Raw genomic sequence first — 11,812 nt, 5'->3', positions numbered from 1 at the left:
TGTGTCCGAAATGATCCGGCCGGCTTACTTCTTCAGTTCCTCTTCGATCGCCGTGACCTTGCCGTCGGCGAACACGACCCGGATGTGATCGCGTTCGCGTCGACCTGCAGCGCCGGCGAAGTACGGAAAGAACGCGCCGGACGGGCGATAGAAACCACCGTACGGGTAGCCGAAGTTGCCGTAAGGATAACCGAACCCGCGGTGATAGAAGCCGGTGTACAGCGGCGCGCCGTATTCGTCTTCGTACTGGGTGTAACGCCAGACCGTGCTCTTGCCCTTGGCATCGGTCCGCTGCGTGATGCGGTCCGGCTCGCCGAGCGCAAGCTTCACCGCCGGTTCCTCGAAGCCGATACCGACCTTGCCTTCCTTGATCAGCGCCTGCTGCTCGGCCGGCAGCGCCTTGAAAATGTCCGGGTTCTTGTCGATCCGCGCCTGCGGCGATGCGCAACCGGCCATCAGCAACAGGATGCCAAGGCCGCCGACCAGCGCCGGCCGCAGGCGGGAAAGGGATCGGGGGGCGAAGTTCATCATCGAAAGCACTCCAGTCTCAGGGTTCGGGACCCGTTCGAAAACATTGCCGATGCCGTTACGTCGGGCACCCAGCCTTGGATTCCGGCGGGTCGGTCCAGGTTCCCGACGAGTGTGTCAGCACGAGGCTGAGCGCTACCTGAACGCGCGATGAATCGACGACAGCCGCCGTCAAGGCGTCGTCTGCGGAAGCGGGGCAGGCGTGCTCCCCGCCAGCCGCGGCCAGTACGCGCTCATGGCCTGATAGATCGTCAGATTGTTGCGCAGCACCACCTCGAATGGCGTCTTCAGGCCCTCGCGCACCCAGTGCGTGGCGATGTGGATGTTCGTGCCGAGCAGCCCGGCGGCCATGATGTCGATGTCGACGCCGTGCGCGCGGGCGTTCGGGAACAGCAGTTCGATGAAGCTGCGGGTCAGTTGCTGGTAGTCGTCGGTGACGGCGGTCGAGATTCGCTGGATGTCATGACTGATGCTGACCGCGTCGATCAGCATCACCCGGGCGCGACGCGGGTCGTCGCGAATGAATTCGAGCAGGACCCGCAGTGCGGCCTCGGCGAATCGTTCGACCCGGAGCCCGGCGGACGCCGCCGACTGGCGCTGGACCTCTGCCAGCGCCGCCAGCGTCGCCGACTTCAGCTGGCCGTTCAGGTCCAGATACAGCGCGCTGAACAGCGCTTCGAGGCTCTTGAACGACTCGTAGAAGTAGCGCTCGGTCAGCTTCGCGCCACTGCAGATCTCGCGCACCGTGACCGCGTGGTAGCCGCGGGTGCCGAAGGCCTCCAGCGCGGCGGCGAGCAGCATGGCGCGGCGCTGCGCCACACGGTCCGGCATCGCCATGCCCTTGAAGGCACGCCGGCGCGGAGCCGCTGTCGGCGCCGGCGGGCGAGATTCTGCGGAGGCCAAATCGGGCGAATCGGGAGTGGAAGAAGACGTCATGGCGCCATCTTGACATGGCTCGTTGTCAAAATGTAGATTGACAACGTACATTGTCAAACACGAGGGGAACACGACGATGGCGTACGACGCGGGCAAACCGGTTGAAGCGAAGCAGGTCCTGATCATCGGCAGCGGCTTCGCCGGGCTTGGCATGGCGATCAAGCTGCGCGAGGCGGGCATCGAGGACTTCCAGATCCTCGAACGCGGCAGCGACGTCGGCGGCACCTGGCGCGACAACCACTATCCGGGCTGCGCCTGCGACGTGCAGTCGCACCTGTATTCGTTCTCGTTCGAACCTAACCCGGACTGGACGCGGATGTTCGCCCGCCAGCCGGAAATCCGCGCCTATCTCGAAAAGTGCGCGAGCAAGTACGACCTGCGCCGCCACATCGTGTTCGGTGCCAACGTCCGGAATGCGCGCTACGACGAAGCCGCCGCCGTCTGGACGGTGACCACCGAAGACGGCCGCAGCTTCAAGGGGAACGTGCTGGTCTCGGGCATGGGCGGCCTGTCGAACCCTGCGATGCCGAACGTCAAGGGCCTGGAGAAGTTCAAGGGCAAGGCTTTCCATTCGGCGCACTGGGATCACAGCTACGACCTGACCGGCAAGAAGGTCGCCGTGATCGGCACTGGCGCCAGCGCCATCCAGTTCGTGCCGCAGATCCAGAAAGTGGCGGGCCGGGTCGATCTGTACCAGCGCACCGCGCCGTGGATCATGCCGAAGCCGGACCGCGAGATCGGCCAGATCGAGCGCGTGCTGTACCGCAAGTTCCCGGCGCTGCAGAACGCCTATCGCACCGCGATCTACTGGATGCTGGAATCGCGCGTGCTCGGCTTCGCGGTCAACCCGAAGCTGATGTCGATGGTCGAAGGCATCGCCCGCGGCCACATCAAGAAGCAGATCAAGGACCCGGCGCTGCGCGCCAAGGTCACGCCGGACTACACGATCGGCTGCAAGCGCATCCTGATCTCGAACGACTACTACCCGGCGCTGGCACAGGACAACGTCGAGGTCATCACCGACAACATCGCCGAAGTGCGGGCCAATTCGATCGTCGACAGTAACGGCGTCGAGCGCAAGGTCGACGCGATCATCTACGGCACCGGCTTCAAGGCGCAGGACCCGATGCCGCGCGGCGCCGTGTTCGGCCGTGGCGGGGTGGACCTGCTCGACGCCTGGAAGAACGGCCCGGAGGCCTACCTCGGCCTGTCGGTCGCCGGCTTCCCGAACTTCTTCATGCTGGTCGGCCCGAACACCGGCCTCGGCCACAACTCGATGGTGTTCATGATCGAGTCGCAGGTCGCCTACGTGATGGACGCGCTGAAGACGATGAAGGCGCAGAACCTGCGCGCCGTCGATGTGAAGCCGGATGCCCAGGTCACCTTCAACAAGGGCATCCAGGGCCAGTTGTCGAAGACGGTCTGGACCTCCGGCTGCAAGAGCTGGTACGTCGACGCCAACGGCAAGAACACCACGCTGTGGCCCGGTTTCACCTTCGTTTACCGGGGCAAGACGCGCCGCTTCAAGACTGGCCAGTACCATCTGGAAACCGCCGCTGCGGCGGTCGCTGCCTGATCACATAACGCCATAGAACAACGGGAAAGACGATGAAATCATTTGCAAACAAGGTGGCCGCGATCACCGGCGCGGCATCGGGGATGGGCCGCGAACTGGCCGTCGAACTGGCGTCGCGCGGCTGCGCGCTGAGCCTGTCGGACGTCAATGTCGCGGGGCTCGATGAAACCGCCGCGCTGGCCCGCAACAAAGGCGCCAAGGTCACCACGCAGAAGCTCGACGTGTCGAACCGCGACGCGGTCTATGCCTGGGCCGACCAGACCGCGAAGGATCACGGCGGCGTCAACCTGATCTTCAACAACGCCGGCGTGGCGCTGAATTCGCCGCTGGAAACGATCAGCCAGAAGGATTTCGAGTGGATCGTCGGCATCAACTTCTGGGGCGTCGTCTATGGCTCCCAGGCGTTCCTGCCGTACCTGAAGGCCAGCGGCGACGGCCACATCATCAACACGTCGAGCCTGTTCGGCCTGATCGGCACGCCGGGCACCGGTGCCTACTCGGCAACCAAGTTCGCGGTGCGCGGCTACACCGAATCGCTGCGCATCGAGCTGGACCTGATGAACTGCGGCGTCTCGGCCACCTGCGTGCATCCGGGCGGCATCCGCACCGCGATCAACGCCAACGCCCGCATCGGTGACGGGGTCGAGAAGCTGATGGGCGTCAGTGCCGAAACCGCGCGCGAAAAGTTCGACAAGCTGCTGAACATCACCACCGCCAACAAGGCGGCGCGGACGATCCTGAAGGCGGTCGAGAAGAACGCGCGCCGCGTCGTCGTCGGCCCGGACGCCAAGACGATGGACGTGGTCGTGCGCATGCTCGGTTCGGCCTATCAGCCGCTGGTGACGTCGAACATGAAGCGGATGATGCGCTGAACCCTCGCCGGGTCAGGAAGCGAAGGAGGCCGCCCATCGTGGCGGCCTTTTTCATTGCGTAGACTGTTCGCCATGAGCACGAACAAGACGCCGGACCGGTCGAAACTCGACCAGATCATCATCGACACCCGGCGCAATGCCGAACAGCGCGAACTCGGCTACCGCGAGCAGGCGCTGAAGCTGTATCCGTGGGTCTGTGGCCGCTGCGCCCGGACCTTCGATCGCGCCAACCTGCGCGAACTGACGGTTCACCACCGCAACCACAACCACGACGACAACCCGTCGGACGGCAGCAACTGGGAACTGCTGTGCCTGTACTGCCACGACAACGAACACCAGCGCTACATCGACAAGACCACGGTCGGCAACGCCAAGGACAAGGTGTCGACCGGCAATCCGTTTGCCGATCTGAAGTCGTTGCTGAAGAAGTAGTCGGCGGGGCTCACCGCAGCGCGCGAGCCGAGGCTTGCAACGGCATCGGACCCGTTCCGGGCGGCGGCCTCGCCGAGCGGCGAGGCCGGCACCTTACAGCCCCACCGGCCGCCGCAAGTCCAGCGTGTGCGGGTAATCCGGATTGATCCTTTCCTCAGGCGGCCAGTACGGGTTCGGCGTGTGGCCGAACGGCACGAAGCGGCTCAGGAAACGCGCTTCGGCCTCGTAGGCGTTGACCGGGAAGGTCTCGTAATTGCGGCCGGCCGGATGGGCGACGTGGTAGGTGCAACCGGCCACCGGGCGCTTGTTCCAGGCGTCGTACAGATCGAACACCAGCGGCGTGTGGACGCCGATCGACGGATGAAGGGCGGACGGCGGATGCCAGGCGCGGTAGCGCAGGCCGGCCACGTATTCGCCGCGCACGCCGGTGTTCAGCAGCGGCAGACGACGGCCGCCGGCGGTGACGAAGTGACGGCCTTCGGTGAGGCCCGTGACCCGCACCTGCAGGCGCTCCATCGACGAATCGACATAGCGCGCGGTGCCGCCGACGGCGTTTTCCTCGCCCAGCACCGGCCACGGTTCCAGCGCGTGACGGATCTCCAGTTCGACACCGCCGTGACGCACGGCGCCGTGGCGCGGAAAGCGGAACTCGAAGTGCGGCGCGAACCAGTCGAGCTTGAACGGGAAACCGGCGCGATTCAGGTCGCCGACGACATCGCCGAGATCGCTCCAGACATGGTGCGGCAGCATGAACTTGTCGTGCAGCTGCGTGCCCCAGCGGACCAGCGGCTGCGTGTACGGCTGCTCCCAGAACCACGCGATCAGGCTGCGCAGCAGCAACTGCTGGGCGAGGCTCATCTGGGCATGCGGCGGCATCTCAAAGGCACGGAATTCGACCAGCCCCAGGCGCCCGGTCGGGCCATCCGGCGAATACAGCTTGTCGATCGAGATCTCGGTGCGGTGGGTGTTGCCGGTGAGGTCGACCAGCAGGTTGCGCAAGGTGCGATCGATCATCCACAGCGGCACCTGCTGGCCCGGCGGCGGCAGCTGACTCAGTGCGATCTCAAGCTCGTACAGCGATGAATCCTGCGCCTCGTCGACTCGCGGATGCTGGCTGGTGGCACCGATGAACAGGCCGGAAAAGAAGTACGACAGGCTCGGATGGTTCTGCCAGTAGCGGATCAGCGACCCGAGCAGGTCCGGACGGCGCAGGAACGGCGAATCGGCCGGCGTGGCGCCGCCGACGACGAAGTGGTTGCCGCCGCCGGTGCCGACCGACCGGCCGTCGATCAGGAACTTCTCGGTGCCGAGGCGGGCGAGGCGGGCTTCCTCGTAGACGGTGAGCGTGGTTTCGCGCAGTTCCTCCCAGCTGTGCGCCGGGTGGATGTTGACCTCGATCACGCCCGGGTCCGGCGTGACTTTCAGCACGTTCACGCGATGGTCGCTCGGCGGCGGATAGCCTTCGATGCGCACCGGCGTGTCGAGCTCGGCCGAGGCATCCTCGACGGCCGCGATCAGCTCCAGATAGTCCTCGATCGACTCGGTCGGCGGCAGGAACACGCACAGATGACCTTCGCGCGGCTCCACCGTCAGCGCGGTGCGGACATTGCCGCCTTCCAGATAGGCGCCGCGACGCACCGGTTCCGGCTGGTCCTTCTCGGCCGTCAGGCGCTGTCGACGTTCACGCAGTCGCGCGGCGATTTCCGATTCGCGGCTTTCGCGCGGCGCATCGCCGGACGACTGCAGGAACGGCTGGCGCTGGCCGTCGAAGCTCGGCAGCGGCTTCGACGTGCGCAGGTCGACCGCCATCGGGTCGTACGGGATCAGGGTCGGCGTCCGCGACGGCGGCAGCCACGGCAGGGCATCGAGCGGCAGGCGGAACCCGATCGGGGAGTCGCCCGGAATCAGGAACATGCGCTTCTGGCGGAAGCTCCACCGTTCGGAAATCCAGGCCTTCGACTGCCAGCGCTGCACCGGCAGCGCGTAGCCGCGCGGCGTGTCGAGTCCGCGCTCGAAGACCTTGGCGATGCGGGCGCGCTCTTCCGGGTCCTTCAGCTTGTTGTCTTCCGGCAGCACGTTGTCCGGCAGCTGCCGTTCGCGGTGCAGGTAATAGAACGCGTCCTCGTAGCCCGGCACGGCGTTTTCCGGGCTCACTTCCAGGCGCTGCGCGATGCCGCGCACCAGTTCGGCGGCCGCTTCGACCGTCGGCGGCGTCTTGCCATCGGCCAGGTCGGTCCGGACAATCGGCTTGCCGTCGCCGCGCCAGTACAGCGCGTAGGCCCAGCGCGGCAGCGACTCGCCCGGATACCACTTGCCCTGGCCATAGGTCAGCAGGCCCCCGCCCTTGCTCTGGGGCGCGAAACGGTCCCGCAGGCGGCGAATCAGGTTGTTGGCCAGCCCCTGCTTGGTCGGGCCGACGGCTGCGATGTTCCACTCCGCGCCCTGCATGTCGTCGATCGAGATGAACGTCGGCTCGCCGCCCATGGTCAGACGCACGTCGCCGGCCTTGAGCCGCGCATCGACGGCAAGGCCCAGCGTGTCGATCGCGGCCCACTGCTCCTCGGTGTACGGCTTGGTCACCCGCGGCGACTCGTACAGCCGGGTGACGACCATCGAGTGGCCGAACTCGGTGTCGAGCTCGCCCTTGCCCTCGAAGCTCAGGGTGCCGGTGATCGGCGCGGCACTCGACGGTTCCGGTGTTGCGCACAGCGGGATGTGGCCTTCGCCGGTCAGCAGGCCCGAGGTCGGATCGAGGCCGACCCAGCCGGCGCCCGGCAGATAGACCTCGCACCAGGCGTGGAGGTCGGTGAAGTCGTGGTCGGTGCCGCTCGGGCCGTCGAGCGACTTCACGTCCGGTGTCAGCTGGATCAAATAGCCGGAGACGAAGCGGGCGGCGAGGCCGAGCTGGCGGAAGATCTGCACCAGCAGCCAGCCTGAGTCTCGGCACGAGCCGGACGCGAGGGTCAGCGTGTCTTCCGGCGTCTGCACGCCCGGTTCGAGACGGATCAGATAGCGCACCGCTTCCTGCACGCGGCGGTTCAGCTCGACGATGAAGTCGATCGTCCGCATCTTCTCCTTCGGAATCGCCTTGATGAACGCCGCCAGCCGCGGCGTCGCCGAACCATGGCGGAGGTACGGCTTCAGGTCTTCCTTCAGCTCGTCGGAATATGTGAACGGGAAGTACTCGGCCTTGTCCTCGATGAAGAAGTCGAACGGGTTATAGATCGACATGTCGGCGACGAGGTCGACCGTGACCTTGAATTCCGTGACCTTGTCCGGGAACACGACGCGCGCCTGCCAGTTCGCGAACGCGTCCTGCTGCCAGTTCAGGAAGTGGCCTTCCGGCTCGACCTTCAGCGAATACGACAGCACCGGCGTGCGTCCATGCGGCGCGGGGCGGAGGCGGATGATCTGCGGCGACAGCGATACCCGCCGGTCGTACTGATAGGTCGTTTCGTGATGCAGGACGGCGTGGATCGACATGAGGCGGGTCGGCGGTTCCGAAAGGTCGGTTCGATTGTGACGCAAGAAGACTGCCGACGCGCCCGACAGGCCTGCGCATCGGGTCGGGCGACTGTCGGTAAACTGCAGCATTCCACTACGGTTGCCCCGACATGTCGGTCTTCTCGCATCCAGAATTCGACGGCCACGAGCACGTCGCCTTTCACCATGACGCCGCCAGCGGCCTGCGCGCCATCATTGCCGTCCACAACACCCGACTCGGCTGCGGCCTCGGCGGCTGCCGCATGTTTCCGTACGGCTCGGACGACGAGGCCCTGACCGACGTGCTGCGCCTGAGCCGCGGCATGACCTACAAGGCCGCCCTCGCCGGACTGCCGCAGGGTGGCGGCAAGTCCGTGATCATCGGCGACCCGCGCCGCGACAAGACGCCGCAGCTGATCCGGGCGATGGGCCGCTTCGTCGACATGCTCGGCGGCCGCTATGTCGTCGCCGAGGATTCCGGCACCAGCGTGCCGGACATCCGGCTGATGGCCGAAGTCACGCGCCACATCGGCGGGCTGGCGGACGAGGCGTCCGTCGCCGCTGGCCGCACTGGCGACCCGAGCCCGGCGACGGCGCTTGGCACGTTCATCGGCCTTCGCGCAGCGGTGCGTGCGGCGCTCGGCCGGGACGACCTGCGCGGCCTGCGCGTCGCCATCCAGGGCGTCGGCAATGTCGGCTACCGCCTGGCGAAGCATCTGCACGATGCCGGCGCCGTGCTGTGGGTGACCGATCTCCACGCGCCTGCGGTCGATCGCGCCGTCGCCGAATTCGGCGCCACGGCGGTCGCGATGGACGCGATCCACGCGCTCGATGTCGACGTCTTCGCGCCGTGCGCGCTCGGCGCGATCCTGAACGAGCGCTCGATCCCGCAGATCCGCGCCAAGGTCATTGCCGGTGCCGCCAACAACCAGCTGGCGACGCCGGCCGACGGTCGTCGCGTGCTCGAACAGGGCCTGCTGTACGCGCCGGACTACGTGATCAACGCCGGCGGCATCATCGACATCCACTACGAAGGCCCGGGTTACGACGAAGCCGTGGTCCATGCCCACCTGCAGCGGATCGGTCTGACCCTGAGCGAGATTTTCGAGCGTTCGAAGACCTCCGGCCAGCCGACCGGCGAAATCGCCGACGTCATGGCGGAAGCCATCTTCCGCCGCTGAAATCGTCCCCAGCCGACGCACCATCCCGAAAGCACCCGTGTCCGACTCCGTGATTCCTGACGACGCCATCCTTGATCATCTGTGCCAGCGCCTCGGCGAACGTCTGGTCGCCCGCGGCGACAGGATCGGCACCGCGGAATCGTGCACCGGCGGGCTGATCGCCAAGGTCATGACCGACATCTCGGGCAGCTCGCGCTGGTTCGAACGCGGCGTCGTCACCTATTCGAACGAGGCCAAGGGCGAACTGCTCGGCGTGCCGGGGGCGAAGGAAGACGGCTTCGTGGCCGTCAGCAGCCGCACGGTGCTGGCGATGGCCGACGGCATGAAGGCGAGCGCGCCGGTGCAGTGGAGCGTGGCCGTCAGCGGGGTCGCCGGCCCCACCGGCGGCAGCCCGACGAAGCCGGTCGGCACGGTCTACATTGCCTGGGCCGGGCCTGGCATCGCGACCTCGTCGAGCCGTTTCCAGTTCGGCGGCGATCGCGATGCCGTGCGCCGCCGCACTGCCGAAGCCGCGCTGCGCGGCCTGCACGACCTGCTGGATGCGCTCGACGCGGCTTGAGCCTGTCGGCGGCCGGCAAGCAGGGCGGGTCGCTGCCGTTTGGTAAACTTCGACGATGAATCACACTGAAGCTGGCAACGTCGATCACGACGAGATTTCGCGCTTTGAAGCGCTTGCCGCCCGCTGGTGGGACCTCGGCGGCGAAATGGCGGCGCTGCACCACATCAACCCGCCGCGGATGCGCTACATCCAGCAGCGCGCCGGTGGCCCGACGGCCTCGATCAAGGGCAAGCGGGTGCTCGATGTCGGCTGCGGCGGCGGCATCCTGACCGAAGCGCTGGCGCTGGCCGGAGCCGATGCCACCGGCATCGATCTGGCGGACGCCTCGATCATCGTCGCCCGCCAGCACGCGGCGGACTCCGGCATCACCGCGCGTTACGAGGTCATTGGCGCGGAGGATCTGGCCGATGACGCGCCGGAAAGCTTCGATCTGGTCTGCTGTCTCGAAATGCTCGAACACGTGCCGGACCCGGCGCAGACCATCGAGGCGATCGCGCGTCTGGTCAAGCCGGGCGGCGATGTCGTGTTCTCGACCATCAACCGCAACCCGAAGTCGTATGCGCTGATGATCGTCGCCGCCGAGATGGTGGCGAAGATCGTCCCTCGCGGCACGCATGACTACGCCAAGTTCATCCGGCCGTCCGAGTTGGATCGCTGGGCGCGCGATGCCGGTCTGGTTCCTCAGGATGTCACCGGTTTGCGCTACAACCCGCTGCTGAAGTCGGCCTCGCTGAACGCGAGCGACCTCGACGTGAACTACCTCATGCACTGCCGGAAACCGGCCTAGGACCGAAGTCTTGACCCCTGAAAACCCCGGCGTGCTCCAGGCGATCCTGTTCGACCTGGACGGCACGCTCGTCGACAGCGCGCCCGACCTGGGCTATGCCGCCAACCTCGTCCGCGAATCGCTCGGCATGCCGCATCTGCCGCTGGCCGACTATCGCCCGCAGGCCTCGAACGGCGCTCGCGGCCTGCTCAAGGTGGCGCTGAACATCGGCATGGACCATCCGGACTACGAACAGCGCAAGTCCTTGTTCCTGAAGTTCTATGAAGCGAATCTGACGACGCACAGCCGGCTGTTCGACGGCGTGGTCGAGATGCTGGCGGCGATCGACGCCGCCGGGCTGAAATGGGGCATCGTCACCAACAAGGCTGGCTGGCTGGCCGAGCCGGTGGTGGCGCAGCTGGGCTTTGCGGCGAACTGTGGCGCGCTGGTCAGCGGCGATTCGACGCCGCATCCGAAGCCGGCGCCGGACGGCCTGCTGCTCGCCGCGCGCCGGATCGGCGTGGCACCGGAAGCCTGCGTCTATGTCGGCGACGACGTGCGCGACATCGTCGCCGGCCGCGCCGCCGGCATGCCGACCATCGCCGCCGGCTGGGGCTATCTCGGTGCCGAGCCGGATCTGTCGAAGTGGGACGCGGATTTCATCGCGCCGACGCCGGCCGACGTGCTGCCGCTGTCGCTGCGGCGGACGGCGGCCTGATGTCGGTCGTCGCGACGATTCCGGCCGGCTATGCGCCGCGCGCCGACCTGCTGAAGGACCGCGTCATCCTGATCACGGGCGCCGGTGCCGGGCTCGGCCGGGTCACCGCGCTGGCCTGTGCGAAGGCCGGCGCCACCGTCATCCTGCTCGGCCGCACGGTGAAGAAGCTCGAGGCCGTGTTCGACGAGATCGAAGCCGCCGGCGGGCCGCAGCCGGCGATCTACCCGATGAACCTGCTGGGCACGACCTGGGCCGACATCTTCGAGCTGTCCGAAACCATCGAGCGCGAATTCGGGCGGCTCGATGGCCTGGTCCACTGCGCGGCGCACTTCGCCGGCTTCACGCCGATCAGCGAGGAAAAGCCGAAGGACTGGCTCGATGGCCTGCAGGTCAACCTGACGGCGGCAATGGCGATCACCCGGCACTGCCTGCCGCTGTTGCAGCAGGCGCCGGATGCCAGCATCGTGTTCGTGACCGATGCCGTCGGCCGCGATCCGAAGCCGCTGCGCGGCGGTTACGGCGTCGCCAAGTACGCGCTCGAAGGGCTGGTCAAGGGCTGGTCGCAGGAGCTGTCGGTGTCGCCGAACCTGCGGATGAACACCTACGATCCGGGCCCGATGCAGACCGATCTGCGCGCCAAGGGCTTTCTGGCCGAAGAGGTTCAGAAGCTGCCGTTCGCCACCGTCGCCGTGCCCGGCCTGCTGTATCTGCTGGGGCCGGACAGTGCCGGCGTCACCGGGCAGGCATGGTCGCGGGAATGA

At 66.8% G+C, this 11,812-nt stretch carries 11 protein-coding genes; 8 read left to right on the top strand and 3 right to left on the bottom strand.

The window, feature by feature from the left end; translation table 11 throughout:
• Positions 1-24: 24 nt before the first annotated feature.
• On the bottom strand, positions 25-531 hold the full coding sequence (locus QZ951_RS18425; protein WP_293003276.1) for a hypothetical protein: 507 nt from the start codon (positions 529-531) through the stop codon (positions 25-27).
• 168 nt (positions 532-699) lie between these two features.
• Positions 700-1,365: a TetR/AcrR family transcriptional regulator gene (locus tag QZ951_RS18420; protein ID WP_293003274.1), complete on the bottom strand. Its 666-nt coding sequence runs from the start codon at positions 1,363-1,365 to the stop codon at positions 700-702.
• A gap of 175 nt (positions 1,366-1,540) precedes the next feature.
• On the opposite strand from QZ951_RS18420, the gene QZ951_RS18415 reads away from it, so the two are divergent.
• The 3 genes from QZ951_RS18415 to QZ951_RS18405 all read left to right on the top strand — a co-directional run bounded on the left by QZ951_RS18415 (position 1,541) and on the right by QZ951_RS18405 (position 4,344).
• Positions 1,541-3,040, top strand: coding sequence for an NAD(P)/FAD-dependent oxidoreductase (locus QZ951_RS18415; RefSeq protein ID WP_293003272.1), 1,500 nt, complete (start codon positions 1,541-1,543; stop codon positions 3,038-3,040).
• Between the two features lie 32 nt (positions 3,041-3,072).
• On the top strand, positions 3,073-3,912 hold the full coding sequence (locus tag QZ951_RS18410; RefSeq protein WP_293003270.1) for an SDR family NAD(P)-dependent oxidoreductase: 840 nt from the start codon (positions 3,073-3,075) through the stop codon (positions 3,910-3,912).
• A gap of 72 nt (positions 3,913-3,984) precedes the next feature.
• A complete protein-coding gene (locus QZ951_RS18405) occupies positions 3,985-4,344 on the top strand; it encodes a YajD family HNH nuclease (RefSeq protein WP_293003268.1) in 360 nt (119 codons plus the stop codon).
• A 93-nt stretch (positions 4,345-4,437) separates the two neighbouring features.
• On the opposite strand, the gene QZ951_RS18400 is transcribed toward QZ951_RS18405, so the two are convergent.
• Positions 4,438-7,827 carry a DUF2126 domain-containing protein gene (locus QZ951_RS18400; RefSeq protein ID WP_293003266.1) on the bottom strand — a complete coding sequence of 1,130 codons (3,390 nt, stop codon included), beginning with the start codon at positions 7,825-7,827 and terminating at the stop codon, positions 4,438-4,440.
• A gap of 131 nt (positions 7,828-7,958) precedes the next feature.
• Between QZ951_RS18400 and QZ951_RS18395 the strand changes: the two genes are divergently transcribed.
• Genes QZ951_RS18395 through QZ951_RS18375 form a run of 5 tightly spaced genes read left to right on the top strand, consistent with a single transcriptional unit; the run spans position 7,959 to position 11,812 of the window.
• The gene (locus QZ951_RS18395; RefSeq protein ID WP_293003264.1) at positions 7,959-9,008 is read left to right on the top strand and encodes a Glu/Leu/Phe/Val dehydrogenase dimerization domain-containing protein; all 1,050 of its coding nucleotides are present in this window, start codon (positions 7,959-7,961) and stop codon (positions 9,006-9,008) included.
• Positions 9,009-9,045: 37 nt separating this feature from the next.
• Positions 9,046-9,567: a CinA family protein gene (locus QZ951_RS18390; RefSeq protein WP_293003262.1), complete on the top strand. Its 522-nt coding sequence runs from the start codon at positions 9,046-9,048 to the stop codon at positions 9,565-9,567.
• A 55-nt stretch (positions 9,568-9,622) separates the two neighbouring features.
• Positions 9,623-10,354 carry a bifunctional 2-polyprenyl-6-hydroxyphenol methylase/3-demethylubiquinol 3-O-methyltransferase UbiG gene (gene ubiG / locus QZ951_RS18385; RefSeq protein WP_293003260.1) on the top strand — a complete coding sequence of 244 codons (732 nt, stop codon included), beginning with the start codon at positions 9,623-9,625 and terminating at the stop codon, positions 10,352-10,354.
• A gap of 10 nt (positions 10,355-10,364) precedes the next feature.
• Positions 10,365-11,051: an HAD-IA family hydrolase gene (locus QZ951_RS18380; protein ID WP_293003257.1), complete on the top strand. Its 687-nt coding sequence runs from the start codon at positions 10,365-10,367 to the stop codon at positions 11,049-11,051.
• Positions 11,051-11,812: an SDR family NAD(P)-dependent oxidoreductase gene (locus QZ951_RS18375; RefSeq protein ID WP_293003255.1), complete on the top strand. Its 762-nt coding sequence runs from the start codon at positions 11,051-11,053 to the stop codon at positions 11,810-11,812. The genes QZ951_RS18380 and QZ951_RS18375 overlap by 1 nt, the downstream gene beginning before the upstream one ends.

Origin of the sequence: Nevskia sp. (assembly GCF_021732705.1) — a bacterium.
Classification (GTDB): Bacteria; Pseudomonadota; Gammaproteobacteria; order Nevskiales; family Nevskiaceae; genus Nevskia.
The sequence above is the reverse complement of the archived record's forward strand: the minus strand, read 5'-3'. Positions and strand labels throughout refer to the sequence as shown.